This window comes from Acidimicrobiales bacterium (assembly GCA_035546775.1).
Lineage (GTDB): Bacteria > Actinomycetota > Acidimicrobiia > Acidimicrobiales > JACCXE01 > JACCXE01.
Genome location: DASZWD010000071.1, coordinates 1 through 22,370 on the forward strand (window position 1 = coordinate 1; position 22,370 = coordinate 22,370).

General features: G+C 70.0%; 27 protein-coding genes. 10 read left to right on the forward strand and 17 right to left on the reverse strand.

Annotation, left to right across the window (positions count from 1 at the left end; genetic code table 11):
* Positions 1-48 precede the first annotated feature (48 nt).
* The gene (locus tag VHC63_17375; GenBank protein ID HVV38384.1) at positions 49-1,077 is read left to right on the forward strand and encodes an LOG family protein; all 1,029 of its coding nucleotides are present in this window, start codon (positions 49-51) and stop codon (positions 1,075-1,077) included.
* Here the strand turns inward: VHC63_17375 and VHC63_17380 are convergent.
* From VHC63_17380 to VHC63_17390, 3 genes are read right to left on the reverse strand one after another with little or no spacing between them, the layout of a single operon-like run.
* Complete coding sequence (locus tag VHC63_17380) at positions 1,068-1,865, reverse strand: ABC transporter permease (protein HVV38385.1); 798 nt, start codon at positions 1,863-1,865, stop codon at positions 1,068-1,070. The two genes, VHC63_17375 and VHC63_17380, sit on opposite strands and share 10 nt — an antisense overlap.
* Positions 1,862-2,590 carry an ABC transporter ATP-binding protein gene (locus tag VHC63_17385; protein HVV38386.1) on the reverse strand — a complete coding sequence of 243 codons (729 nt, stop codon included), beginning with the start codon at positions 2,588-2,590 and terminating at the stop codon, positions 1,862-1,864. The genes VHC63_17380 and VHC63_17385 overlap by 4 nt, the downstream gene beginning before the upstream one ends.
* Position 2,591: 1 nt before the next feature.
* Positions 2,592-2,795: a hypothetical protein gene (locus VHC63_17390; protein ID HVV38387.1), complete on the reverse strand. Its 204-nt coding sequence runs from the start codon at positions 2,793-2,795 to the stop codon at positions 2,592-2,594.
* A 23-nt stretch (positions 2,796-2,818) separates the two neighbouring features.
* On the opposite strand from VHC63_17390, the gene VHC63_17395 reads away from it, so the two are divergent.
* Positions 2,819-3,541: a hypothetical protein gene (locus VHC63_17395; GenBank protein ID HVV38388.1), complete on the forward strand. Its 723-nt coding sequence runs from the start codon at positions 2,819-2,821 to the stop codon at positions 3,539-3,541.
* A gap of 7 nt (positions 3,542-3,548) precedes the next feature.
* On the opposite strand, the gene VHC63_17400 is transcribed toward VHC63_17395, so the two are convergent.
* Positions 3,549-3,722, reverse strand: coding sequence for a hypothetical protein (locus VHC63_17400; GenBank protein HVV38389.1), 174 nt, complete (start codon positions 3,720-3,722; stop codon positions 3,549-3,551).
* A 72-nt stretch (positions 3,723-3,794) separates the two neighbouring features.
* On the opposite strand from VHC63_17400, the gene VHC63_17405 reads away from it, so the two are divergent.
* A complete protein-coding gene (locus tag VHC63_17405) occupies positions 3,795-4,022 on the forward strand; it encodes a hypothetical protein (protein ID HVV38390.1) in 228 nt (75 codons plus the stop codon).
* Here the strand turns inward: VHC63_17405 and VHC63_17410 are convergent.
* Positions 4,019-5,203: an HRDC domain-containing protein gene (locus tag VHC63_17410; protein ID HVV38391.1), complete on the reverse strand. Its 1,185-nt coding sequence runs from the start codon at positions 5,201-5,203 to the stop codon at positions 4,019-4,021. The genes VHC63_17405 and VHC63_17410 overlap by 4 nt on opposite strands.
* A 78-nt stretch (positions 5,204-5,281) precedes the next feature.
* Between VHC63_17410 and VHC63_17415 the strand changes: the two genes are divergently transcribed.
* Positions 5,282-5,542: a hypothetical protein gene (locus VHC63_17415; protein HVV38392.1), complete on the forward strand. Its 261-nt coding sequence runs from the start codon at positions 5,282-5,284 to the stop codon at positions 5,540-5,542.
* A complete protein-coding gene (locus tag VHC63_17420) occupies positions 5,539-6,252 on the forward strand; it encodes a hypothetical protein (protein ID HVV38393.1) in 714 nt (237 codons plus the stop codon). The genes VHC63_17415 and VHC63_17420 overlap by 4 nt, the downstream gene beginning before the upstream one ends.
* Here VHC63_17420 and VHC63_17425 read toward each other — a convergent pair.
* The 3 genes from VHC63_17425 to VHC63_17435 are packed head-to-tail and all read right to left on the reverse strand — an operon-like array spanning position 6,227 to position 9,324.
* Complete coding sequence (locus VHC63_17425) at positions 6,227-7,573, reverse strand: HAMP domain-containing sensor histidine kinase (GenBank protein ID HVV38394.1); 1,347 nt, start codon at positions 7,571-7,573, stop codon at positions 6,227-6,229. The two genes, VHC63_17420 and VHC63_17425, sit on opposite strands and share 26 nt — an antisense overlap.
* A 1-nt stretch (position 7,574) precedes the next feature.
* Positions 7,575-8,243 (reverse strand): response regulator transcription factor, encoded by a 669-nt coding sequence (locus VHC63_17430; protein ID HVV38395.1) that lies wholly within the window; start codon positions 8,241-8,243, stop codon positions 7,575-7,577.
* A 1-nt stretch (position 8,244) separates the two neighbouring features.
* Positions 8,245-9,324: an AI-2E family transporter gene (locus VHC63_17435; protein ID HVV38396.1), complete on the reverse strand. Its 1,080-nt coding sequence runs from the start codon at positions 9,322-9,324 to the stop codon at positions 8,245-8,247.
* 19 nt (positions 9,325-9,343) lie between these two features.
* Between VHC63_17435 and VHC63_17440 the strand changes: the two genes are divergently transcribed.
* The gene (locus VHC63_17440; protein HVV38397.1) at positions 9,344-10,513 is read left to right on the forward strand and encodes an AI-2E family transporter; all 1,170 of its coding nucleotides are present in this window, start codon (positions 9,344-9,346) and stop codon (positions 10,511-10,513) included.
* A gap of 765 nt (positions 10,514-11,278) precedes the next feature.
* Here VHC63_17440 and VHC63_17445 read toward each other — a convergent pair.
* A complete protein-coding gene (locus tag VHC63_17445) occupies positions 11,279-11,686 on the reverse strand; it encodes a DUF3151 family protein (protein ID HVV38398.1) in 408 nt (135 codons plus the stop codon).
* 12 nt (positions 11,687-11,698) lie between these two features.
* Complete coding sequence (gene tyrS / locus VHC63_17450) at positions 11,699-12,973, reverse strand: tyrosine--tRNA ligase (protein ID HVV38399.1); 1,275 nt, start codon at positions 12,971-12,973, stop codon at positions 11,699-11,701.
* 32 nt (positions 12,974-13,005) lie between these two features.
* On the opposite strand from tyrS, the gene VHC63_17455 reads away from it, so the two are divergent.
* Positions 13,006-13,998, forward strand: coding sequence for a hypothetical protein (locus tag VHC63_17455; protein HVV38400.1), 993 nt, complete (start codon positions 13,006-13,008; stop codon positions 13,996-13,998).
* On the opposite strand, the gene VHC63_17460 is transcribed toward VHC63_17455, so the two are convergent.
* Positions 13,925-14,365, reverse strand: a complete 441-nt coding sequence (locus tag VHC63_17460) for a GNAT family N-acetyltransferase (GenBank protein ID HVV38401.1) — start codon at positions 14,363-14,365, stop codon at positions 13,925-13,927. The genes VHC63_17455 and VHC63_17460 overlap by 74 nt on opposite strands.
* A 13-nt stretch (positions 14,366-14,378) precedes the next feature.
* On the opposite strand from VHC63_17460, the gene VHC63_17465 reads away from it, so the two are divergent.
* Together VHC63_17465 and VHC63_17470 are read left to right on the forward strand one after the other, a co-directional pair.
* Positions 14,379-15,911: an AMP-binding protein gene (locus tag VHC63_17465; GenBank protein HVV38402.1), complete on the forward strand. Its 1,533-nt coding sequence runs from the start codon at positions 14,379-14,381 to the stop codon at positions 15,909-15,911.
* A 9-nt stretch (positions 15,912-15,920) separates the two neighbouring features.
* Positions 15,921-17,486 (forward strand): gamma-glutamyltransferase, encoded by a 1,566-nt coding sequence (locus tag VHC63_17470; protein HVV38403.1) that lies wholly within the window; start codon positions 15,921-15,923, stop codon positions 17,484-17,486.
* On the opposite strand, the gene VHC63_17475 is transcribed toward VHC63_17470, so the two are convergent.
* Genes VHC63_17475 through VHC63_17485 form a run of 3 tightly spaced genes read right to left on the reverse strand, consistent with a single transcriptional unit; the run spans position 17,483 to position 19,065 of the window.
* Complete coding sequence (locus tag VHC63_17475; protein ID HVV38404.1) at positions 17,483-18,502, reverse strand: PHP domain-containing protein; 1,020 nt, start codon at positions 18,500-18,502, stop codon at positions 17,483-17,485. The two genes, VHC63_17470 and VHC63_17475, sit on opposite strands and share 4 nt — an antisense overlap.
* Positions 18,503-18,511: 9 nt before the next feature.
* On the reverse strand, positions 18,512-18,892 hold the full coding sequence (locus VHC63_17480; protein HVV38405.1) for a hypothetical protein: 381 nt from the start codon (positions 18,890-18,892) through the stop codon (positions 18,512-18,514).
* Entirely contained in the window at positions 18,823-19,065 is a 243-nt protein-coding gene (locus VHC63_17485; GenBank protein ID HVV38406.1) for a hypothetical protein, read from the reverse strand. The genes VHC63_17480 and VHC63_17485 overlap by 70 nt, the downstream gene beginning before the upstream one ends.
* A 109-nt stretch (positions 19,066-19,174) precedes the next feature.
* Here VHC63_17485 and VHC63_17490 point away from each other — a divergent pair, with 109 nt between their 5' ends.
* Positions 19,175-19,759 carry a lysoplasmalogenase gene (locus tag VHC63_17490; protein HVV38407.1) on the forward strand — a complete coding sequence of 195 codons (585 nt, stop codon included), beginning with the start codon at positions 19,175-19,177 and terminating at the stop codon, positions 19,757-19,759.
* On the opposite strand, the gene VHC63_17495 is transcribed toward VHC63_17490, so the two are convergent.
* From VHC63_17495 to VHC63_17505, 3 genes are read right to left on the reverse strand one after another with little or no spacing between them, the layout of a single operon-like run.
* The gene (locus VHC63_17495) at positions 19,756-19,965 is read right to left on the reverse strand and encodes a hypothetical protein (GenBank protein HVV38408.1); all 210 of its coding nucleotides are present in this window, start codon (positions 19,963-19,965) and stop codon (positions 19,756-19,758) included. The two genes, VHC63_17490 and VHC63_17495, sit on opposite strands and share 4 nt — an antisense overlap.
* Positions 19,962-20,810, reverse strand: coding sequence for a MaoC/PaaZ C-terminal domain-containing protein (locus tag VHC63_17500; GenBank protein HVV38409.1), 849 nt, complete (start codon positions 20,808-20,810; stop codon positions 19,962-19,964). The genes VHC63_17495 and VHC63_17500 overlap by 4 nt, the downstream gene beginning before the upstream one ends.
* A gap of 9 nt (positions 20,811-20,819) precedes the next feature.
* Positions 20,820-22,367, reverse strand: a complete 1,548-nt coding sequence (locus VHC63_17505; GenBank protein ID HVV38410.1) for an AMP-binding protein — start codon at positions 22,365-22,367, stop codon at positions 20,820-20,822.
* Positions 22,368-22,370: the final 3 nt, after the last annotated feature.

Sequence of the window (22,370 nt, forward strand, 5' to 3'; positions counted from 1 at the left end):
CGGCGGTGCCGCGCTTAACGATGCCGGGCGTGGGATCGTGGGAACCCCATGGCAACGATCGACAGCGCCAAGATCAAAGAGGACGTCGACGCGCTCCTGACCGAGATGGGCGACATCGCCAATCGCGACGTGCTCGCCGACATCGTCAACACCGCGCTGCGGCTCGCCACCGACAACGCCAACCGGCTGGACCTCAAGATCACCGCGACGGCCCTGCGCGAGATGCGCGCCGCCTACCGCGCCTTCGCGCCCTACCGCGACCGGCGCAAGGTCACGATGTTCGGCAGCGCCCGTACCAAGCCCGACTCGCCGCTCTACACGCACGCTCGCGAGATGGCGACCGCGCTGTCGGCGGCGGACTGGATGGTCGTGACCGGCGCCGGGCCGGGGATCATGGCCGCCGGCATGGAGGGCGCCGGGCGCGCCAACTCGTTCGGGGTCAACATCCGCCTGCCCTTCGAGCAGTCGGCGAACGCCTTCATCGCCAAGGATCCCAAGCTCGTGGAGATGAAGTACTTCTTCACCCGCAAGCTGATGCTGATCAAGGAGAGCGACGCCTACGTCTGCCTCCCGGGCGGCTTCGGCACGCTGGACGAGTGCTTCGAGCTGCTCACGCTGATCCAGACCGGCAAGGCCGAGCCGGCGCCCGTCGTCCTGCTCGACATGGACGGCGGCACCTACTGGGAGGGCTGGGAGCGTTTCGTCGTCGAGCACGTCGACGGCGGCGGCTTCATCACCAAGGGCGACGAGTGCCTGTGGAAGCGCACGAGCGACGTGGCCGTCGCCACCGAGGAGATCCTCGGCTTCTACCGCAACTATCACTCGCTGCGCTTCGTCGGCAAGGACCTGGTGCTGCGCCTCCGCACGGCGCCGACGGACGAGCAGCTCACCAAGCTCAACCTCGAGTTCCACGACCTGTTGCAAGAAGGCGCGATCGGCATCACCGAAGCCAGCCGGTCCGAGCGCAACGACAACGACGTCCCCGATCTCGCCCGCATCGCGTTTCGTTTCGACAAGTTGAGCTACCACCGTCTCCGTCAGCTCATCGACGCGCTCAACCAGCTCGATCAGGCGTAGCGGGTGACGTAGCCCCGCCGGCGGAACACGCGCAGCATCGACACCACGAAGGCGCCGGCGATGGCCAGCATCACGAGCGCCAGCACGAAGGCGAGGCCGAGTTCGCCCCAGGCGATCCCGTTGCCGCCGATCGAGGCCCGCAACGCGATGAACGCGTGCGTCGTGGGCAGCGACTTGGCGACGGGCTGGAACGCCACGGGCAGATTCGCCACCGGCGTGAACACGCCCGACAGCGGCATCATGGCGAACAGGAGACCCCACGCCAACGCTTCGGCGCCGGTACCGAAGCGCAGGACGAGTCCGATCACGAACAGGCCGATGGCCCAGCCCACGGTGAGCAAGACCGCCGCGATGGGTACGACGGCCCAGCCGGCGGTGCCGATCGAGAACGAGAACGCCAGCGCGGCCCCCAACGCTGCGACGCCGACGCCCATCACAATCTTGATGGCGGTGAACAGCGCCACCCCGGCGAAGTATTCGAGCTCGCTGATGGGCGTGACCATGACGTTGATCAGATTGCGCGTCCAGGTCTCTTCCATGAAGCCCGTGGCGAGCCCGATGCCCGACTGGTACACGACGTGCCACAGGACGGCGCCGCCGAGGACGTAACCCACCACGATGGCGCCGGCGTTGGCGAGGCGCGACGCGTACACCGCCAGCGTGCCGAACAGCATGATGTCGACGAGGGGCCACAACGTCACGTCGAAGAGCCGGTGCGGGCTGCGCTTGAGCGCGATGTAGTGCCGCCACGCGATGGCACGAATGCGCCGCATCGCTCCGGGCGTCATTGCCGCTCCCGCGCCAAGTGGATGAAGACCTCTTCGAGGTCTTCGCGGCCGAACTGCGCGGCCACCGCCGCCGGGGTGTCGTCAGCCGCCACTTTCCCGGCGCGCACGAACACGACCCGATGCGCCAGGCGCTGCACCTCGTCCATGTTGTGCGACGTGATGAGGAGCGCCGCGCCGGTCGACTCGGCGTAGTCGAGCAGGCCGTCGCGCACGCGCGCCGCGACGTCCGGGTCGAGTGACGCGGTTGGCTCGTCGAGGACGAGCAGCCGCGGCGAGTGCAGCGTCGCCTTCACGATGCCCACCAGCGTCTTCTGGCCCGAGCTCAACTCGCCGCCCATGGCGTCGGCGAGATGGCCGATCCCGAAGCGGTCGAGCGACGACTGGATCGTGTCGCGCAGGTCCGTCGCGCTGTAGAGCCGCGCGTAGAGGCCTAGGAACTCGTGCACCTTGAGCCGCTCGGCCAGCGGCAGGTAACCGGCGACGAAGCCGACGTTCTCCATCGCCCGCTGGCGCTGCTTGGGCAGCGGATGGCCGAAGATCGTGATCGAGCCGGCATCGGGCGTCAGCACGCCGAGCAGCATCAGGAGCGTCGTGGTCTTGCCGGCGCCGTTTGGGCCGAGCAGCGCCACCCGCTCGCCGGCGTGCACCTGCAGCGAGACGCCGTCGACGGCGCGCACGCGCCGGTACTCCTTGACCAGGCCGGTCGCGTCGAGAACGAGCGTCACATCAGAATTCTTCGAGATCGCCGTCGCCGACGCCATCGAGTAATTGCATGGCCTTGGCAACGGCGCGACGCGCCCGCGTGATCCGCCGTTCGTCGACGACGGCGTCCTCGTCACCGTCGACCGCGGCGCGCAGACGATCCATGGCCGCGTCGGCGAGCTCTTGCTCGATCGCCGCCAGCCGATCGCGAAGCTCAGAATTGATCACGACACACGCTACCGTCGAACGTTGTGACGCAAGCTCGTGAATGGGTCAGCATCGAGGACCCCGTCGAAGAACGCGTGTGGATGTTCGACGTCACCTTCCTGACGAGTCGGTGGACGTGCATTTTCGGGCAGGGCTGCCAAGGGGTGCTTACTGCGCCCGCACCTGAACTGGTGCAGGGCTGCTGCTCCTACGGCGCCCATTTCACCGACGAAGACGACATTGCCCGCGTCAAGGCCGCGGCCAAGACGCTGACCGCCGAGCAGTGGCAGTTCATCGAAGAGGGCAAGAAGGGCATCATCAAGCGCAAGAAGAGCGGCGAGGTCGTGAGTCGCCTCGTGGACGACGCCTGCATCTTCTTGAACCGCCCGGGGTTCGCCAAGGGCGCCGGGTGCGCCTTCCACGTGGCCGCGATGGAACGGGGCATCCCCCACGCCGAACTGAAGCCCGACGTGTGCTGGCAGCTACCGCTGCGCCGCTACGACGAGGTCGAGGAGACCACGGGCAAGGTCACCTCCACGGTGACGGAGTGGTCGCGGGCGCACTGGGGCGAAGGCGGCGAGGAATTCGCCTGGTGGTGTACCGAGGCTCCCGAGGCGTTCGTCGGCCACCAGCCCGTGTACAAGGAACTCCGCGACGAACTCATCGGGATCGCGGGCGGTGAGGTTTACGACCAGCTGGCGGCGTACCTCGACACGAGGCTGGCGGGCCCGGGCACGCCACTACCCCACCCGGTCCGCAAAGGGTAGAAACGCCCTAGTCGAGCAGGCCCTTCAGGCCCAGATCGTCCTCTTCGTCCTCGTACATGCACCAGGACGCGTGCTCGTCGCCCGGCTCGGCGTGGCACTCGGGGCAAGGCTCAGCCCGGTGCTCACGGGTGTGCTTGAGCGCTCGCGCTTCTTCAAAACGGCGGTGCCGACCCTTTTTCACTGGGCTCCCCGAACCTACTGACGACTTGTGCGGGATCCATTCTAGACCTCCGCGCGGCAATAGGTTTGCGGCATGGCTGGATTTGATCCGGAGGCAATGGTGGCGCGGTTTCGGGAGCGGGCGGAGGCGGTGCGCCGCCGCGGCGTGCCCCCGGTCGAAGGCCCGGAGCGGACCCGATTCATGGAGCAGGCGCGGGTCGACTACGCCGATTTCGCCATGCTCGGCGACGCCACCGCCACGCTCGAAGACGGGATCCTGACGCTGCGGGTCGACCTGCGGCCGCCGCCCCAGGAGGCCTAAAGCTTGCCGTTGAGCGGCCGGCGGCTGCGTTCTTCGAGCAGCAGGCCGCCGTTGCCGTCGAAGACGAGGGCGGCGTCGCCGTCGACCAGCCGCTTGAGCGGCGCCCCGACGAGTTGGGCGCGCCAGCCGTGGCGCAGCTTGGCGTCCGCGTTGCCGGCGAGGAAGGCCGTCAGATCAGCCCGGGTGGCGAGCATGGTGGCGTCGATGCGCTCCTGGCGGGCCAGCTGGGCCACCCAGGCGGCGGCCAGCGCGGCGGCCGGACGCTGCTCGCGCTCGATGTCGTCCGACGCCGGCACCCGAAGCTGTTCGGGCTTCAGCTCTTTGCCCCGGGCAACGGCCGCGAGGATTTCCTCGGCGACGTCGCCCCGCACACCGCGGCCGCTCAGGCCCCGAACGGCGTTGAGTTGCTGCACGGTGGCGGGCGCCGCCTGGGCGATCGCCGCCACCGCCAGGTCGGCGAGCACGAAGCGAACCGGCACGTCGGTGGCCTGGGCTCGGCGCTCGCGCCACGCCGCCAACTCCTGCACGATCGCCCGGGCTTGGCCGCGGCATTGCCGCGCCTCCTTGATGCGCCACCAGGCGACGTCGGGATCGTTGGGAGTGGCCGCACGTGCCAGGGCGGCGGCGCACTCGGCTTCGGCCCATTCGAGCCGGCCGCGGGCCGCCAAGTCCTCGCTCAGGTGGATCCGGATGGCGTCGAGGTGGGCGACGTCGGACGCGGCGTAGGTGCGCTGGCTCTCGGTGAGGGGCCGGCGCGTCCAGTCCGTCATCCGGTCGCCCTTGGGCAGGCGGACGCCGACGACCCGTTCGGTCAGGCTCGCCAGCGACGGTGTCGAAAACCCGGCGAAGTTGGCCACGATCTGGGTGTCGAACATGCGCGACGGCAGCGTGCCGCACGCGCGCCGGAAGACCTCCAGGTCCTGGTCAGCGGCGTGGAGGATGGGGAGGGCGTCGCTCTTGAGCAGCCCGGCGAGAGGCGCCATGTCGACCACCAGCGTGTCGACGAGCACCGTCGTGTCGGCCCAGCGCAGCTGGAGCAGGGCGACGTGCGGGTAATAGGTGCGTTCGCGGTGGAACTCCGTGTCGACGGCGTAGACGGCTTCGGCAGCGGCGGCGCGACAGGCATCGGCGAACGCAGCGTCGTCGTCGAGCCACTCATAAGTTGTCGAACCGCTACCCACTACCGACGAAGCTAGTGGCTAACAGTTCTCTAACACTTGACTCACGGGGACATCACAGAAGGGGTCGATCGTGTGAGTGTGCGCAAAGCCCTCCCAATCACAGTTCTCACGGCGGTGCTCGCCTTTGGCGCCGGCGCCTGCGGGAACAAGACCGTTACCAGCGCGCCGCCGACGACCTCGGCGTCCGTGCAGTCCAGCAGCAACGGGGCCGCCAGCGACCCCACGGACGGCGCGGATGCCGAGCTGACGCAGGTGGACCAGCTGGTGAAGGACATCGAAGGGGACCTGAGCGCCGTCGACCAGGACGCCGCCACTCCCGAAGGAGACCCCACCCAATGAAGCTCACCACCATCCTCACCGGCACTGCCCTCACCGCCGCGCTGGCGCTCACGCCGGCCGCGGCGATGGCCCAGACGGGCACCGGCGCCCGGCGTGACGCCACCGTCGATCGGGTGAAGACCCGCTGCCTCGCCGCCATCGACCGGCGCCAGCAGGCGATCGTCGAGCTGAACAACCGGCTCGACAACCGCAGCAACCTCCAGGACGCCCACCGCAGCGCCCTCAAGCAGATCGACGACCAGACGTCGGCCGGCCTCACGGCGCTGGCCAACACCATCCAGGGCGATACGACCGGCGAGCAGCTGCGGACGGACTGCCGCGCCATCGTCGACGACTACCGCGTCTTCGTCCTGGTCCGGCCGCGGGCGCGCATCGTCGTCACCGGCGACCGCGAACTTGCCGCCATCGACAAGCTCACCGACGCCGCGGGCCGCATCCAGACGGCGATCGACAAGCAGAAGGCCGACGGCAAGGACACGTCCAAAGCCGAGGCCGACCTGGCGACGATGAAGTCCGCCATCGCCACGGCGTCGCAGCACGCCGGCGCCGTCTACGACGAGGTCATCCACATCACGCCTCAGACCTACACCCAGGGCGTGCTGAGCGCGGGACGCAGCGATCTCCAGGCCGGTCGCGACGCGGTACGCAGCGCGGCCAAGGCGGGCCACGCCGCCGTCGCCGACCTCAAGGGCTCGTCTTCGGCAGCGTGACGGTGAAGCGGGTGCCGGTGGCGCCGCCCGGACGCGGCGACGCCACCGTTACCCGGCCGCCCATGGCGGCGACCAATTCGGTGACGATGGCGAGGCCGAGGCCGGTGCCGATGCGCCGGCCGGGTGCGCGGTCGGATCGGTAGTGCCGGGCGAACACCGCCTCCTGCTCGTCGGCTGAGATGCCCGGGCCGTCGTCGTCCACGGTGAAGCCGGCGCGGTCGGCGTCGTCGACCACGGTGATGTCGACGGTGTGGGCGGCGTAGGACAACGCGTTCTCCACGAGATTGGCCACGACCTGTGCCAGCCGGTCCGGATCGGCCCGCACCACGAGGTCGGTGGCCGGCGGGGCGTGCAGCTCGACGCCGGCGTCCGCCGCCGCGAGGCCCAGTGCGTCAACGGCACCGTGCAGCACGTCGTCGAGGCGCACGGACTGCACTTCGAGCGTGAAGGTGCCCGCCCCGAGGCGCCCGAGTTCGAGCAGATCGCCGACGAGGCGCTCGAGGCGCCGCGCCTCGCCGGTGAGCACGTTGCCGACCCGGGCGGTGTCGCCGGGATCGATGGCGCTGTCGGCCAGCGCTTCGCCGTAGCCGCGGATCGCCGTCAGCGGCGTGCGCAGGTCGTGCGAGACCGAAAGGAAGAACTCGCGTTCGGCGGCCTGGCTGCGTTCGAGGTTGGTGGCGAGCGACGTGATCGACGCCGCCAGCGACGCCACTTCGGGATCGGCGTTCGCCGGCACGGCGATGCGCGCCGACAAGTCGCCCGCCGCCAGCTTGCGGGTCGTCCGCTCGGCCTCTTCGAGCGGTCGGGCGATGCGGCGTCCGAGGCGGCTGCCGATCAGCGCGGCGAGCACGAGGCTTACGAGCGCCGCCAGGGCGAAGAAGGCGATGCCGCGGTTGAGCGACTTGAGCTCGCGGGTGAACACCACCGCGACGGTGCCGTTGCGGACCACCGGCAGCGTGACGGGTGACGCCGCGTAGACGAGCGTGCCGCGGGTCCCCGAGACCGTCGAGCCGGCCAGCAGATCTTGCGGCCGCAGGTCGCCGGCCGACACGCCGGAGGGCACCGCGGTGAGGATCTCGCCCGTGGCGCTCACGCGGACGATGTCGGCGCCGCGCAGCCGAAGCGCGACTCGTAGCGCCTGCAGCGTCGCCGGCTGGCGCAGGTCTTCGCTGGCTTGGGCGAACTCGCGCGCCTGGAGCGCCAGGTCGCGACGGGCGTCTTCGAGGGTGGCGCGGCGCACCAGCGCCTGGCTGCCGACGCCGGCGACGGTCAAGGCGCCGGCGACGACGAGCAGCAGCGTGACGGCGATGCGACGGCGCACGTCAGCCCAGTCGGTACCCGACGGACCACACCGTCGACAGGTCGAGAGCGACGCCCAGCTTGCGCCGCAACTGGCGCACGTGAACGTCCACGGTCCGTTCGTCGCCGAACCAGCCCGGGCCCCACACGCCGTCGAGGAGTTGCTGGCGGCTCAGCACGATGCCGGCGTGTTGCATCAGGTACGCCAGGAGGTCGAACTCGCGCGTGGTCAAGCCGACGGCGTCGGCGCCGACGCGTACCTCCCGGCGGGCGAGGTCGACGGCGATCGCGCCGTGGGTGAGGGTGGATGCCGGCGCCGGCCCGTCGGCGCGGCGCAGGATCGCCTTCACGCGGGCCACGACTTCGCGCGGTGAGAACGGTTTGGTGACGTAGTCGTCGGCGCCCAGTTCGAGCCCGAGAATGCGGTCGACCTCGGTGTCGCGCGCCGTGAGGATCATCACCGGCGTGTTGCTCATCTCGCGGATCTGGCGGCACAGGCCGAGGCCGTCGGTGCTGCCGGGCAAGCCGACGTCGAGGATCACCAACCGCGGCTGCTCGGCGGTCACCAACTCGGCGCCGCGGTCGGTGTTGTCGGCCAGCAACACGCGGAAGCCCTCGCGCCGCAGGTAGACGTCGAGCAGATCGGCGATAGCCGGCTCGTCTTCGACGACGACGATCGTGCCGTCCGCCACGTCAGGCCGGCTGCGCCGGAGCGGTGGCCCCGCGGCGCTCGAGATAAATCGCCTTGGCTGCGCCCGTCAGCGGCACGGCGAGCAGCGCGCCCACGACACCGCCGGCCGAGACACCGATGAGGGCGGCGGCCATCGTCGCCGGCGGTGACAGCTGGACGGCCCGGCCTACCAGCAGCGGCTGCACGATGTTGTTCTCGAACTGGAGGTACAGCATGAACAGCAGGGCGCAGACGACGCCGGTGAGCGGACTGTGGGTGAAGGCGAGCAGGACGAAGGGAACGCCGCCGGCGGCGCCGCCGATTTGGGGCACGAGGTCCCACAGCGCCACCCACACGCCGAGCAGCGGCGCCAGCGGCACCCGCAGCACGAGTCCGACGACGAGGGTGAACAACCCCGCGATGCCGGCGACCGCCAGCGATCCGGCGACGTAGCGACCTACGACGTCGCGTGCTGCCGTTGCGGCTTGCGCCGCGGGCGCCCGCGCCTGGAACGGCAGGGCGCGGCGGACATGATCGACGAGGAACGGCCCGTCGATCAGGAGGCCGGCGGTGAAGAGGAGCACCAGCAACAACGCCGTGACGCCGTGGAATGCGGTGCCCGCGGCGTTGCGCAGCGGCGTCGTATCACCCGAGAGGCGCTTGGGCAGATCCTCGATCCACTTGCGCGCCTTGTCCGGCACGCCCGCCTTCTCCAAGCGGTGCCCGACGATGGGCAGCTTCGTGAGGCTCTGGACCACGTGGGGCACGTCGCTGCGGAGGTGATCGGCTTGCCGGTACGTGGGCGGCGCGATCAGTGCCGCGGCGGCGCTGGCGGCGAGCGCGGCGCCGAGCGCCAGGACGAACACGGCGAAGCCGCGACGGACGCGCAGCCGGATCGATATGCGCGTCACGACCGGGTCCAGCGCGATCGAGAGGATCAGCGCGATCCCGAGGGCGGTCACGGTGCGAGGGGCGGAGCCGATCAACGCCAGGACACCGGCGAGCAGCACCAGTGCGGCCGCCATCTTGACGAGCGTGGCCGGATCGATGTCGACGACGGTGCGATCGCGCCGGTTGCGCATCCCGGCTCCGCGCGCTGGCATGGACGTACGCTACCGGCGCATGTCCGACGCGTCGCCGGATCCCCCGCACACGCGCCTCGCGCTCTCCGGCCGCTCCATCGCCCTCATCGTCCTCACGATCGCGGTGACGGGTGCGGTTCTCGGCGTCACCCGCGCCTCAGCGCGCGTGCTCGGCTGGATGGCCGCCGCGGCGTCGATCGCGGCGCTGATCGAGCCGCTCGTCGTCGGGCTGTCACGTTTCATGCGCCGCGGCGTCGCCGTGCTCCTCACGTTCTTGCTCCTGTTCGGTCTCGTCGGCGGCATCGCGTTCTTCACCATCAACGACGTCGTGCGCGAAGTACGTGTTCTCGAACGGGTTGCGCCCGAGCGCGCCCACGCCCTCGAGAAGTCGAAGCGCTTCGGATCAGCGGCGCGGTCGTTCAAGCTCGAGCAGCGCACGCGTGCGGCCGTGAAAGACATCCCGCAGCGGCTGCGCGGCGGGTCCAGCGCCGACGCGCTGCGCTCGGCCGGCACGCGCGGCGTCGCCTACCTCGCCACGACGGTGCTCACGGTGTTTCTCGTCCTCAACGGCCGCAAGCTCGTGCTGGCGGGGATTGACCAGATCGAGGACGACGACCTCCGCGCGACCGTGCGCTCGATCATCGGCAACGGCGGCCGCCGGGCCGTGCAGTACGCCACCGGCACGCTGGCGATGTCGGCGTCGGCCGGGATGCTCGTGGGCGTCACCGCCAAGCTCGTGCACGTGCCCGGCGCCGTGCCCCTTGGCCTGTGGGCGGCGTTGTGGGACGTCGTGCCGCTGATCGGTGCGGTGGCGGGCGCGCTGCCCGTCGCCCTCCTCTCGGCCGCGACGTCGCCGACAACCGGCGTGCTGATCCTGTTGTTCTTCCTGGTTTACGAAGCGTTCGAAGCCGTCGTCATCCAGAAGAGCCTCGAGCGCCGCACCGTTCATGTCGGGCCGTTTCTCACGCTCGTGGTGGCGAGCGCCGGGCTCGAGCTCTACGGCCTCGGCGGCGCGCTGTTCGCGCTGTTCGCCACCAGCGTCGCCATCGGGCTGTTCGAGGAATGGCGCAAGGAAGTGCCGCCTAATGAGCCGCCGCCGCGCCAGCGTGGATCCGCTGAAGGTCGGACTGGTCGGCGGCGTCGAAGTCAACCGGCGGCGGGCCGCCCAGCACCTGCGAAACGAGGTCGGTCTCGACGGCCCAGTACATGACCGAGTGCGGATTGGTCGAGTGGCCGGGGTGCTTCGGGTCGTCGCGGTTGTCGTCGAGGTAGAGGTCGACGAGACCGAGCACGTGGCCGAGTTCGTGGGTGTCGACGGCCTGCTCGAGTCGCGCGGGCGGCACCAGCGGCGACGACGCTGCGCCGATCTGGTCGGGAAATACGGCGATCGTGTCGGCGCGCACCGTGATGCCGAGGACGCCGTCGTCGGTGAACCCGCCCTTGAGGTAGAGAAGATGGACGACGGCGGTGCCGTTGGTGGCCTGTGTCATCCCCTGCTCATCGGCGAGGCGGCGAATCTCGTCGGCGTCGTGGGTCGTCGTCGACGCCCGCAGCGCGGCGGGACCGTGCACCGCCACCGGTTTGCCCGACGACGCCGCCAGGATCTGGCGCAGGGTATTCAGGACAGAAGTATTGGGTGTCGTCCCGGGCTGCACGAGCACGTCGAGGGCGATGGCGCGCGCTGGGCCGGGCGCCAGGAGGACTCCGCCGAACATGCCTGGAGCGCCGGCGGCGGTATCGGCGATGGCGTTGGCGTGGGCCGACGGGCTCATCGTCGTCGGCGTCGAGGCACCGGAGTGGTGCGCCGCGTCCGTGGAGGGTGGCGCCGGCGGCGCGCCGCTCGTGCCGGACGTGCTCGACGTGGTCCCGTCCGCGGCCCGCGTGGTGGCGGTCAGGCCGTTCGTGGCGCCTCCGTGAGCAGCGCACGCTCCGGGGAGGAGCGCGAGTGCGAGACCGACCGCCCAGCGGCGACGGCTTACGACGGCGTCCACCCGGGATCGAGTTGCGCGAGGAATTGGGCGCACCGCTCGGCTTCGTCCGTCTCGCCGATCTCGCCCGCGGTAATCCGCAGGCCGTCGAGGCAGCGTAGGAAGCCGAGGTTGGTGGCCTGCGCGGCCCGCACGTAGCCCGAGCCGCGCCAGCCGGCGGCGCGCAGCGCGTCGAGGCCGCGGTGGTAGCCGACGCGGAAGAAGGCGTAGCGCGCCATGCGGTCCTGGGCGAGCCCGCCGAGCGTCGCCCACCCCAGCAGCGACCGCGGGTGGGCGGCGACGAGCGCCGCCACGTCCGCGTACTCCATGTCGGGGGCGTGGGCCAACGCCTCGGCCAGCACGTCGGGTGGCAGGACGGTCTCGGGCAGCCCCGAGGAGAAGTTGACGTTTGACATCGTCGCTATTGGTTAGTCGATGCTGAGGAGCGCGTGGTCGCGCTTGCCGCGGCGCACGACGGCGTAGCGCCCGTGCAGCAGCGTCGCCGTGTCGATGGTGGCATCGACGTCGCTGACGCGGGCGTTGTTGACGTAGGCGCCGCCCTGCTCGAGCGTGCGGCGGGCGTCGCCCTGGGACTTGGCGAGGCCGCCCGCCACCAGCGCGTCGCGCACGAGCATGGAATCGGGCATGCGGCCCGACGGCGCGTCGGCGAAGACGTCGAGCAGCAGCTTCTCGTCGAGGCTGGCGATGTCCTCGGTGAAGAGCACTTCGCTGGCGCGCACGGCGCGGCGCATCTCGTCCTCGCCGTGGACGAGCGCGGTGAGGTGCTCGGCGAGCGCCCGCTGGGCGGCGCGTTGCTCGGGCGCCGTCTCCGTGGCGCGGTCGAGTTCTTCGATCTCGTCGTGGGCGAGGAACGTGAAGAAGCGCAGGTACGTACCGACGAGGTCGTCGGTCGCCCGGTACCACGATTGGTAGAAGGCGTACGGACTCGTGCGCGCCGGGTCGAGCCAGATCTGGCCGCCGGCCGACGTCTTGCCGACCTTGGCCCCCGAGGGCAGCGTGACGAGCGGCGAGGTGAGCCCGAAGGCGACGCCGCCGCGGAGCCGCCGGATCAGGTCGATGCCCTCGATGATGTTGCCCCACTGGTCGCTGCCGCCGAGCTGAAGGGTGCAGCCCTCGGCGTCGTAGAGGTGCAAGAAGTCGTAGGCCTGGAGGAGCATGTAGCTGAACTCGGTGTAGCTGATGCCCTGGTCGCGGCCTTCGAGGCGGGCGCGCACTGACTCCTTGCGGATCATCTCGTTGACCGAGAAGAGCTTGCCGATGTCGCGCAGGAACTCGACGACCCGAAGATCGCGCAACCAGTCCTTGTTGTCGAGCAGCACGACCGAACCGAGGCCCTCGGACGGCCCGGCGAAGAAGCGCTCGACCTGGGCGCGTATGGCGGCGGCGTTGCGCTCGAGGGTGCCGTCGTCGAGCAGCTGGCGCTCGTCGTCGCGGCCGCTCGGGTCGCCCACCATGCCGGTACCACCTCCGATCACGCCGACGACGCGGTGGCCGGCGAGCTGGAGTCGTCGCATGGTCGTGAGTTGGAGCAAGCTGCCGATGTGGAGGCTGTCGGCGGTCGGATCGAAGCCGATGTACGCCGTGAGGAAGTCCGAGTCGAGCTTGTCGGCGAGCTCGGGCGACGTCGTCTGATGCACGAGCCCGCGCCAGTTCAGGTCTTCCCACAACGATTGGCGCGCCATGCCGCGCAGTGTCGCACGGACCGGCGGGCGACGTGAACCCGATTGACGCGTCGTGGGCCCTCGACGGGCCGCTCGACCTCGTCGGGAACACCGGTGCCAGCCGCGTCGGGCGGGCCGATCCGACCGGTTTTATGCGCGACGGGCGCGTCTGGCGCGCCGCCCACTACCCGTCCGGTCCCGCGGTGGTCGCCCTGTGGAGCCGCGACGGGGTGTTGCGCGCCGAGGCGTGGGGTGACGGTGCCGGCGACGCGTTGGCGGCGGCGCCGGGGCTCGTCGGCCTCGACGACGACGCCACCGGGTTCGACCCATCGCGTCATCCGTTGCTGCGCGACACCGCGGCCGGGCACCTCGGCGTCCGCCTCGGACGTACCGGCCACGTGTTCGACGCGTTGGTGCCGACGATCCTCGGACAAAAGGTCACCGGCGCCCAGGCGCTGCGGTCGTACCAGATGCTCGTGCGGCGGGTGCGCCGGCGCGCCCCGCTCCCCCACGTGTCGCGCCGGCCGCTGTTCCTGCCTCCGACGCCCGACGAGGTCCTCACCGCGCTGTCCGGCCACGGCGCGGCGACACTCGGCATCGACGCGTCACGCACGGCAGCGTTGCGCGAGGTCGCCAACATCGCCGGGCATCTCGACGCGCTCGCCACGAAGTCGCCGGCCGAAGCGCAGGCGACCTTGACTGCCATCCCCGGCATCGGTGCGTGGACGGCCAACCGCGTCACGTTCGTCTCCCACGGCGACCCTGACGCCGTGTGGGTCGGTGACTACCACCTGAAGAACATCGTGGGATTCGCACTGACGGGCGCGGCGCGCAGCACCGACGAGGAGATGGTGGCGCTGCTCGAGCCGTACCGGCCCCACCGCGCCCGGGTGCTACGGCTGCTCGAACTCGCCGGGGTGCGGGCGCCGCGCTACGGAGCGAAGACGACGATCCCCGATCACTTGCCGCTGGTCACAAGTCACAGACCATCACGTGATGCGGCAGGCCCGTATCGGCGGTCGCGAACCCGTCGCCGTACACGCTGAACCCGAGGCGTTCGTAGAACCCGATCGCGGTGTCGCGAGCATTGCACCACAGCACCGTCGCACCGGCCGCCGCGACGCGCGCCTTGGCTTCGGCGATGATCGCGGCGCCGACGCCGCGCCGCTGCTGAACATCGGCGACGGCCATGCCCCGCAGCTGCCAGGCGTCGGCGCCGGGGCGGTGGTGTGTGGACGCCGGGCTGAAGCTGGCGACGGCCACCAGCGCCGGTCCCTCGAACACACCTAGGTGGAACGAACGGGCATCGTCGTCCTGGGGGTAGTGGACGTTCGGCGTACCGACGCCGCGGCGCAACACGTCACGGCGCAGCGGGTGCGCATCGAGCGCGCTGATCTCGCGGACGTCCGGCATAGTCTCAACTCTCATGTATCCGGGAGCCCACGCCCAAACCACGCCCGACAAGGCCGCCTACATCATGGCGAGCACCGGCGAAGTCGTCACCTACAAGCAACTCGACGAAGCCTCGAACCGCTTGGCGAACGTCCTCGTTGATGCGGGCCTCGTCGAGGGCGACAGCATCGCCCTCATGCTCGAAAACAACGTCCACTTCTTCGAGGTGACGTGGGCGGCGCAGCGCGCGGGGCTGTACTACACCGCCATCTCGTCGCGCCTGACGGCCGAGGAGGCGAGCTACATCGTCAACGACTGCGGCGCCAAGGTGTTCATCACCAGCCACTACCTCGCGCCGGTCGCCGCCCAGCTCGTCGGGCAGATGCCGAACGTGAAGGTGGCGCTGATGATCGACGGCGTCGTCGACGGTTACGAGAGCTACGAAGCCGTCACTGCGGCACAGCCCTCGACGCCGATCGCCCACGAACGCGAGGGCGCCGACATGCTGTATTCGTCGGGCACGACCGGCCGACCCAAGGGGGTCAAGGTGCCGCTGCCGAACGCGGACGCCGGCACCCCGAGCTCGGTGCAGCTGCTCGGCCAGATGCTCTACGGCTTCACCGACGACATGGTGTACCTGTCGCCGGCGCCGCTGTACCACGCGGCGCCGCTGCGCTTCTCGATGGCGGTGCAGCGCGTGGGCGGCACGGTCGTCGTCATGGAGCACTTCGATCCGGCGGAGTTCCTGAAGCTCGTCGAGCAGTACAAGGTCACCCACACCCAGGTCGTCCCCACGATGTTCGTGCGCATGCTCAAGCTGCCCGAAGAAGAGCGTCGCGCCGACGTGTCGTCGCTGCGGACGGTGATCCACGCCGCGGCGCCGTGTCCTGTCGAGGTGAAGCGCAAGATGATCGAGTGGTGGGGCCCGATCATCTACGAGTACTACGCCGGTACCGAAGGCAACGGCTTCGTCGCCTGCAACTCCGAGGAGTGGCTGGCCCATCCCGGCACGGTCGGCAAGTCCTTGACCGGCATCGTGCACATCGTCGACGAGGAATCGGGTGAGGAGGTGCCCGTCGGCGAGACGGGCACGGTGTACTTCGAAGGCGGCTCGACCTTCGAGTACCACAACGACCCGGAGAAGACCGCCGGTTCCCGGCTGAAGAACGGCTGGTCGACGCTCGGTGACATCGGTCGCCTCGACGAGGACGGCTTCTTGTACCTCACCGACCGCAAGGCATACATGATCATCAGCGGCGGCGTGAACATCTATCCGCAGGAAGCCGAGAACCTGCTGGTGACGCATCCGAAGGTGATGGACGTCGCCGTCTTCGGCATCCCCAACGCCGACTTCGGCGAGGAAGTGAAGGCGGTCGTCCAGCCGATGGAGTGGGACGAGGCCGGCCCCGCGTTGGAACGCGAGCTGATTGCGTTCTGCAAGGAGCACCTGTCAGCTATCAAATGCCCGCGCTCGATCGACTTCGAGCCGGAACTCCCCCGTCACCCCACGGGCAAGCTGTACAAGCGCCTCCTGCGCGACCGCTACTGGGCCGACGCGTCGTCGTAGCCGGCGCCGATGATCCCCGTCCCTGAACGCACCGCACCCCACGGGATGGTGGCGGCGGTCAACTACCTCGCGGCCGAGGCAGGCGTGGCAATGCTGCGGGCCGGTGGGTCGGCGGTCGACGGGGCGATCGCGGCCAACGCGGTGCTGGCCGTGATCGAGCAGCACATGTGCGGGCTGGGCGGCGACTTGTTCATGGTCATAGCGACTGGCAACCGCGCGCCGGTGGTCTTGAACGCATCGGGACGGGCCGGCAGCGGCGCCTCGGCGCAGCAGCTGCGCGACGAGGGCCACACCGTGATGCCGTTCCGCGACGACATCCGGTCGGTGCCGATCCCCGGCTGCGTCGACGGCTGGGTGACGACCCACGCCCGTTTCGGCCGCCTGCCTCTCGCCGACGTGCTGGCGCCGGCGATCGACTACGCCCGCCACGGCTTCCCGCCGTCGTGGACCGGCGCCATGACGCGCGCCTTCATGGGGCAACTCCCGGGTGGCGACGACTACGCCGCGCCCGGCGCCACCATGCGCCGCCCGCTGGTGGCTGATGCGCTCGAAGCGATCGCCGCCGACGGACGCGACGCGTTCTACGAAGGCGCCTTCGGCGAGGGTCTACTGGCCCTGGGCGACGGGCTGTACTCCAAGGACGACCTGGCGCAGTCGCAAGCGGAGTGGGTCGACCCGATCAGCGTCGACGCGTTCGGTCACCGCATCTGGGCGGCGCCGCCGAACTCGCAGGCATACCTCGCTCTCGCCGCCGCCTGGATCGCCGAGGGCCTCGACCTGCCGGCGGATCCCGACGATCCGCGCTGGGCCCACCTCCTCGTCGAGGCGGCGCGCCAGGCGGCGTTCGACCGCCTCGACGTGCTGCACGACGCGGCCGACGGCGCGGCGTTGGTGGCGCCGTCGCGGCTTGCCCCGCGCCGCGACGCCATCGACCCGGAACGGGCGGCCGTCCTCGGCGACGCCTACGCCAGCGGCGGAACCATGTGTCTCTCGGTGGTCGACGCGGACCGGATGGGCGTGACCCTCATCCAGTCCAACGCCAGTGGGTGGGGCTCGAACCTCGTCGAGCCGAACACGCGGATCTTCCTGCAGAACCGCGGCACCGGCTTCTCGCTCGTTCCCGGCCACCCCGCCGAGTTCGCCCCGGGCCGGCGTCCGCCCCACACCCTCAGCCCGCTCATGGTCACGCGGCCCGACGGGTCGTTGCGCACCAGCCTCGCCACCATGGGCGGCGACAGCCAGCCGCAGGTGCTGCTGCAGTTGCTCGTCCGCCTGCTGCACCACGGCGAGTCCGCCGGGCGCGCGGTGGCCCAGGGGCGCTTCGCCCTCGCTTCCCAGGACGTCCCGTCGACGGGGTTCGACACGTGGAACAACCGCGGCCGGGTCAAGGTGCGGGTCGAGGCGAACGCGCCGGCGGGGTGGGTCGACGGGCTCGCGCGGCGTGGCCACGTCATCGATCCGTCACCGGCGTTCGACTCCGGCTTCGGCCACGCTCACGTGGTCGACGTGCAGGCCGACGTTCTCGTCGGCGGCGCGGACCCGCGCTCGCGCAGCGGCGGCATCGCCGGCTACTAGGACGCGGCGTGCGAGGCGGTCCAGGCGAGTAGATCGTCCGCCGACCAGGTGTTGACGACGAGATCGGGGTCGACGTTCTCTTCGACGGCGCGGTCGCAGCCGTAGGGCTGCCAGTGCAGTTGGCCGGGCGCGTGGGCGTCGGAGTCGACCGACGTCTTGACGCCGGAGTCGACCATCAGGCGCAGGATGCGGCGCGGCGGATCGAGACGCTCGGGCCGCGAGTTGATCTCGATCGCCTTGTCGAAGCGATGGGCGGCCGCGACCACGATCTCCTCGTCGAAGGTCGACTCCGGACGGCCCTTGCCGACGACGAGGCGCCCGGTGCAGTGACCAAGGATGTCGACGTGCGGGTTGGCGAGCGCGGCGACCATGCGCTTGGTCATCTCCGGTGCGTCCATGCGCAGCTTCGAGTGCACGCTCGCCACGACGACGTCGAGTTCGGCGAGCAGCTTCGGATCCTGGTCGAGGGCGCCGTCGTCGAGGATGTCGACTTCGATGCCGCGCAAGATGCGAAACGGCGCCAGCTCCGCGTTGAGTTCGTCGAGGACGCGCAACTGCTCACGCAACCGCTCCGGACTCAGCCCGTTGGCCACGGTGAGCCGCGGCGAATGGTCCGTCAGCGCCATGTACTCGTGCCCGAGCGCGATGGCGGTCTCGGCCATCTGCTTGATCGGGCTGCCGCCGTCGGACCAGTCGGAATGCAGGTGCAGGTCGCCCTTCAGCAGGACGCGCAGCGCCGCGCCCGGCCCCTCCGCCTGTTTCGGCTGCCGCTCTTCGAGGCGCAGCAGGTAGTCGGGGGTCTGGCCCTCGACGGCTTGGCGGATGACCAGCGCCGTCTTGTCGCCGATGCCGGGCAGATCGGTGATCTTGCCCGCGGAGACCAACGCCTCGATCTCGTCGGCGCTGGCGGCGCGCACGGTCTTGGCGGCATTGCGGAAGGCGCGCACGCGGTAGGTCGGCTCCCGGTTGGTCTCGAGAATCTCCGCAATCGCGTCGAGCGCATCCGCCGGATCCACCCCGCCAAGTTACCGTCCGCCTATCGCCGGCTCGCAGACGGAACTCATGCCACTTCTTGGTGGTGAATTCCCGGGAATGGATCCAGTTGACCACCACAAAGTGGCATGGGTTGTGACGGGCGGCGAACAGCACGCCAGCGCCAGTTCGCCGCCGAAGCCCGCGCGCGCCTTGGCTTCCTCCGCGGAGGTCGCCGTCGCTCCGGCGCGCAACACGCTCCACACCTGGGGCCGGCCCGGCAGTCCCGAGGTCTCCAGGGCGGCGATGCGCCGAGCGACCAGGGGGTGCGACGACAGTTTCTCGAGCAGCGCGCCCCACGGGTTCACCGGGTCCCAGCGGATGGCGGCGACGGCGCGCTGGGGGTCGATGCCGCTGGCGAACGCGGCCGACATGGCGTCGGCTTCTGGATGATGAACGGATTGATCAGGTACTGCAGCCCGATGACGGCAACGGCGAAGGCCACCGGGAACCACATCGGCAACCCCATGTACGCCGCGGCGACGAAGCCGACGGCGAGGACGAGGAAGAGCAGACCGCTGATCGAGGGAATCGACCGCTTGAACACGAATGAGATTGAACGAAGCTCCCGCGGCGCGCAGTGTACGGCTGGCTAACGTCCGCCGATCAGCAACTTCACCCTCGCCCTCTTCGCACTCGCCGCCGTCGCGGCGCTGGTGAACTGGTACGCCGTCGAACGCGACAGCCGCGCCCTCGAGTACGTCGCGAAACCGGCCACCACGTTGCTCCTCGCGTGCGCCGCGGCAACGTTGCACCCGGCGTGCGGCAGCGAACGTTTCGCCGTCGTCATCGCGCTCGCGCTGTGCCTCGCCGGCGATGTGTTCTTGATGCTGCCGAACGAGGACTTGTTCGTCGCCGGCCTCGCCAGCTTTCTCGTGGGCCACGTGGTCTTCGTCGTCGGGTTCGTCCTCGGGCGCGGCCACGGCCCGTGGTGGCAACTCACCGTGCCGCTCGCCGCGCTCGCCCTGAGCATCTCGGCGCGACCGGTGTTGCGCGGCGCCGTCGCCCAGGACGCGCGCCTGCGCATTCCCGTCGTCGCCTACATGGCCGTGATCGGGGTGATGCTCGCCGCTTCCGCGCTACCGCCGAACCGGCTGGCGATCGCGGGCGCGGCGACGTTCGTCCTCAGCGATTCGATCCTGGCGCGCAACCGTTTCGTTGCGCCACTGAAGCACGGGCAACTCGCGACGATGATGACGTACCACGCCGCGCTGGCGCTGATCGTGCTGTCGCTGCGTTAGCGGTTGAGCTCGCGGCGGCGGCTGCCACCGCTCACCGCGCCGTACACCCGCACCCCGACACCGACGGCCGCCGCCAACACGATGACCATGATCGCGAGGCGGATCAGGTGCAGCACGAAGCCGAAGATCCCGAGGAGGAAGAAGGCCCCGACCGCCAGCACCACGATCAGCAGCGCATTGTCTGCCTTTTCCAGAGCTGAACTCACGCCTTCAGGGTAACCCTGCCTCCGTCGATGACAACTCCCTGAACGGTGGAAGTTTGGAAGATGGCCGAGCCGTCTTCCTTCCACACCGACACGGTCAGCTCTTCACCAGGCAGAACAGGCTTCTTGAAGCGTCCGACCATGCCGCCGAACTTCGCGGGGTCGCCGTCGCATAGAGCATTCAGCAGGAGTCGACCGGTGAAGCCGTAGGTGCACAGGCCGTGCAGGATCGGGCGGTCGAAGCCGCCGGCGGCGGCGAACGCGGGATCGGAATGCAGCGGGTTGCGGTCGCCCGACAGCCGATACGTGAGCGCCTGATCGGGACGCGTCTGGGCGCGCAGCACCAAGTCGGGTTCGCGCTCGGGCGCGGCGTTCGGGTTGCCCGACGGCCCGCGCTCGCCACCGAAGCCGCCTTCACCGCGGATGAACGCCTGGCTGCGCGTCGTGAACATCGGCTCGCCGGTTTCGGCGTCGACCGATTCGCTCGTGGTCTCGAGCACCGCGCCCGAGCCCTTGTCGTACACGCCGGTGAGCGTGGACACTGACTTCACCTTGCCTTCGACCGGGATCGGCCGGTGCAGGATGATCTCCTGCTCACCGTGGAGCAGCATCGCCGGGTTGAAGGTGCCGACGTTGCGCATGGCGCCGCCGGCGCCGCCGAGGATGACGGCCATCGTGGGCAGCACCTGCTGCTCGATGCCCTTGCTGTTCTCCGTCGTGAACTGGAGCTCCTTCAACGGGTCTTCGGAACCAGCGCCGACGCCGACGGCGTAGAGCAGCGCGTCCTTCGACGTCCACGACCGTTCGCCCTCGCCCTTCGAGCCGACAGCATCAGGATTGATTGGCACGGTATCTCCTTAGCGATCTGCGATCGCGCTTCGATACTCCTCGCGCAATCGTCTCTTGTATATCTTGCCGTTGTCTTCCCGCGGCAGGCGGTCGACGAAGTCAAGCGTGCGCGGGCACTTGAAGTGCGCGATGCGCTCGCGGGCGAACGCGATGATGTCCGCCGCCAGTTCGGGCGACGGCGCGTACCCGTCGCGCAACTCCACCACCGCCTTGACCTCTTCGCCCATGTCGTCGTTGGGCACGCCGATGACGGCGACGTCGCCCACCGCCGGGTGCGCCAGCACGACGGCGTCGACCTCTGCGGGATAGATGTTGACGCCGCCGCTGATGATCAGGTTGGCCGAGCGGTCGGTGAGGAACAACCATCGGTCCTCGTCGAGGTAGCCGACGTCACCGAGACTGAAGTACCGCCCCACGACGGTCTTGGCCGTTTTGGCCTCGTCGCCGAAGTATTCGAACTCGGCGCCGCGCGCGGTGCGAATCCACACGGTGCCCGGTACGCCCGGTGGGCATTCGTTGCCGTCGTCGTCACGGATGACGATCCCGTCCTCGCGCAGGTGACGCCCGACGGTGCCCGGATGCTCGAGCCACGTGTGCGAGTCGACGAGGGTGGCACCACCTTCAGTGGCGGCGTAGTACTCCCACAGGATCGGCCCCCACCACTCGATCATGCGCTGCTTCACGACGACGGGACATGGCGCGGCGCCGTGCACCACGATGCGCAACGACGACGTGTCGGCGCGAGCGCGCACGGCGTCGGGCAGGTTGAGCAGGCGGTTGAACATGGTGGGGACCATGTGGGTGTGGGTGACGCGGTGCTGGGCGATGAGCCGCAGCGTGTCGTCGGGTGACCAGCCGTCCATCAGGACCACCGACGCGCCCCACGTGAGAGGCGTCGTCAGCGAGACCCCCAGCGGCGCGGCGTGGTACAGCGGCCCGGTGCAGAGGTGCACGCAGTCCTCGTCGTACAGCGACGTGTTGGGCCCGACGGCGCCCGGATGGGCGCGGAACACTCCTTTGGGACGACCGGTGGTCCCCGACGTGTACAGCATCGTCGAGCCGCGCTGGGGGTCCTCGATGTCGGAACCGTCGACGCCGGCGATGAAGTCGTCATAGGGCGTGGCGCGGGGCAACTTGCCGGCGATGCTGACGATCAGCGGCGCGGTGGCGATGTCGGCCACGGCTTCGGCGCACGGCACGGTGGCGTCGACGAACAGCGCCTTGGCGCCGCAGTCCTCGGCGACGTACTCGACCTCGTCGGCCGTGAGGTGCCAGTTGATTGTGGTGAGCCAGAAGCCGCCGCGAAAGGCGGCCGCGACGACGTCGACGAACTCGGCGCGGTTGCGGCACAGCAGCGCGATGCGATCGCCGTAGCCGACGCCGTTGTCCCGCAGCACCCGCACCAGGCGGTTGGCGTTGGCGTTCAATTCGGCGAAGGTGCGGTTGCCGGTCTCGGCGTACACGGCGACACGCTCGGGCGTGCGCGCCGCCGCGTGCGCGACGGACATGCCGTCTTCCGCCGCCGCGGCGTAGTCGGCGTACTCACTTCCCCCCATAAC

Coding starts and splice junctions, on each gene's coding strand:
- VHC63_17405 (HVV38390.1), top strand. CDS start 3,795: ATGGCTGGATTTGATCCGGAGGCAATGGTGGCGCGGTTTCGGGAGCGG.
- VHC63_17465 (HVV38402.1), top strand. CDS start 14,379: ATGTATCCGGGAGCCCACGCCCAAACCACGCCCGACAAGGCCGCCTAC.
- VHC63_17505 (HVV38410.1), bottom strand. CDS start 22,367: ATGGGGGGAAGTGAGTACGCCGACTACGCCGCGGCGGCGGAAGACGGC.
- VHC63_17445 (HVV38398.1), bottom strand. CDS start 11,686: ATGTCAAACGTCAACTTCTCCTCGGGGCTGCCCGAGACCGTCCTGCCA.
- VHC63_17440 (HVV38397.1), top strand. CDS start 9,344: ATGTCCGACGCGTCGCCGGATCCCCCGCACACGCGCCTCGCGCTCTCC.
- VHC63_17460 (HVV38401.1), bottom strand. CDS start 14,365: ATGCCGGACGTCCGCGAGATCAGCGCGCTCGATGCGCACCCGCTGCGC.
- VHC63_17470 (HVV38403.1), top strand. CDS start 15,921: ATGATCCCCGTCCCTGAACGCACCGCACCCCACGGGATGGTGGCGGCG.
- VHC63_17435 (HVV38396.1), bottom strand. CDS start 9,324: ATGCCAGCGCGCGGAGCCGGGATGCGCAACCGGCGCGATCGCACCGTC.
- VHC63_17375 (HVV38384.1), top strand. CDS start 49: ATGGCAACGATCGACAGCGCCAAGATCAAAGAGGACGTCGACGCGCTC.
- VHC63_17380 (HVV38385.1), bottom strand. CDS start 1,865: ATGACGCCCGGAGCGATGCGGCGCATTCGTGCCATCGCGTGGCGGCAC.
- VHC63_17420 (HVV38393.1), top strand. CDS start 5,539: ATGAAGCTCACCACCATCCTCACCGGCACTGCCCTCACCGCCGCGCTG.
- tyrS (HVV38399.1), bottom strand. CDS start 12,973: ATGGCGCGCCAATCGTTGTGGGAAGACCTGAACTGGCGCGGGCTCGTG.
- VHC63_17480 (HVV38405.1), bottom strand. CDS start 18,892: ATGTCGGCCGCGTTCGCCAGCGGCATCGACCCCCAGCGCGCCGTCGCC.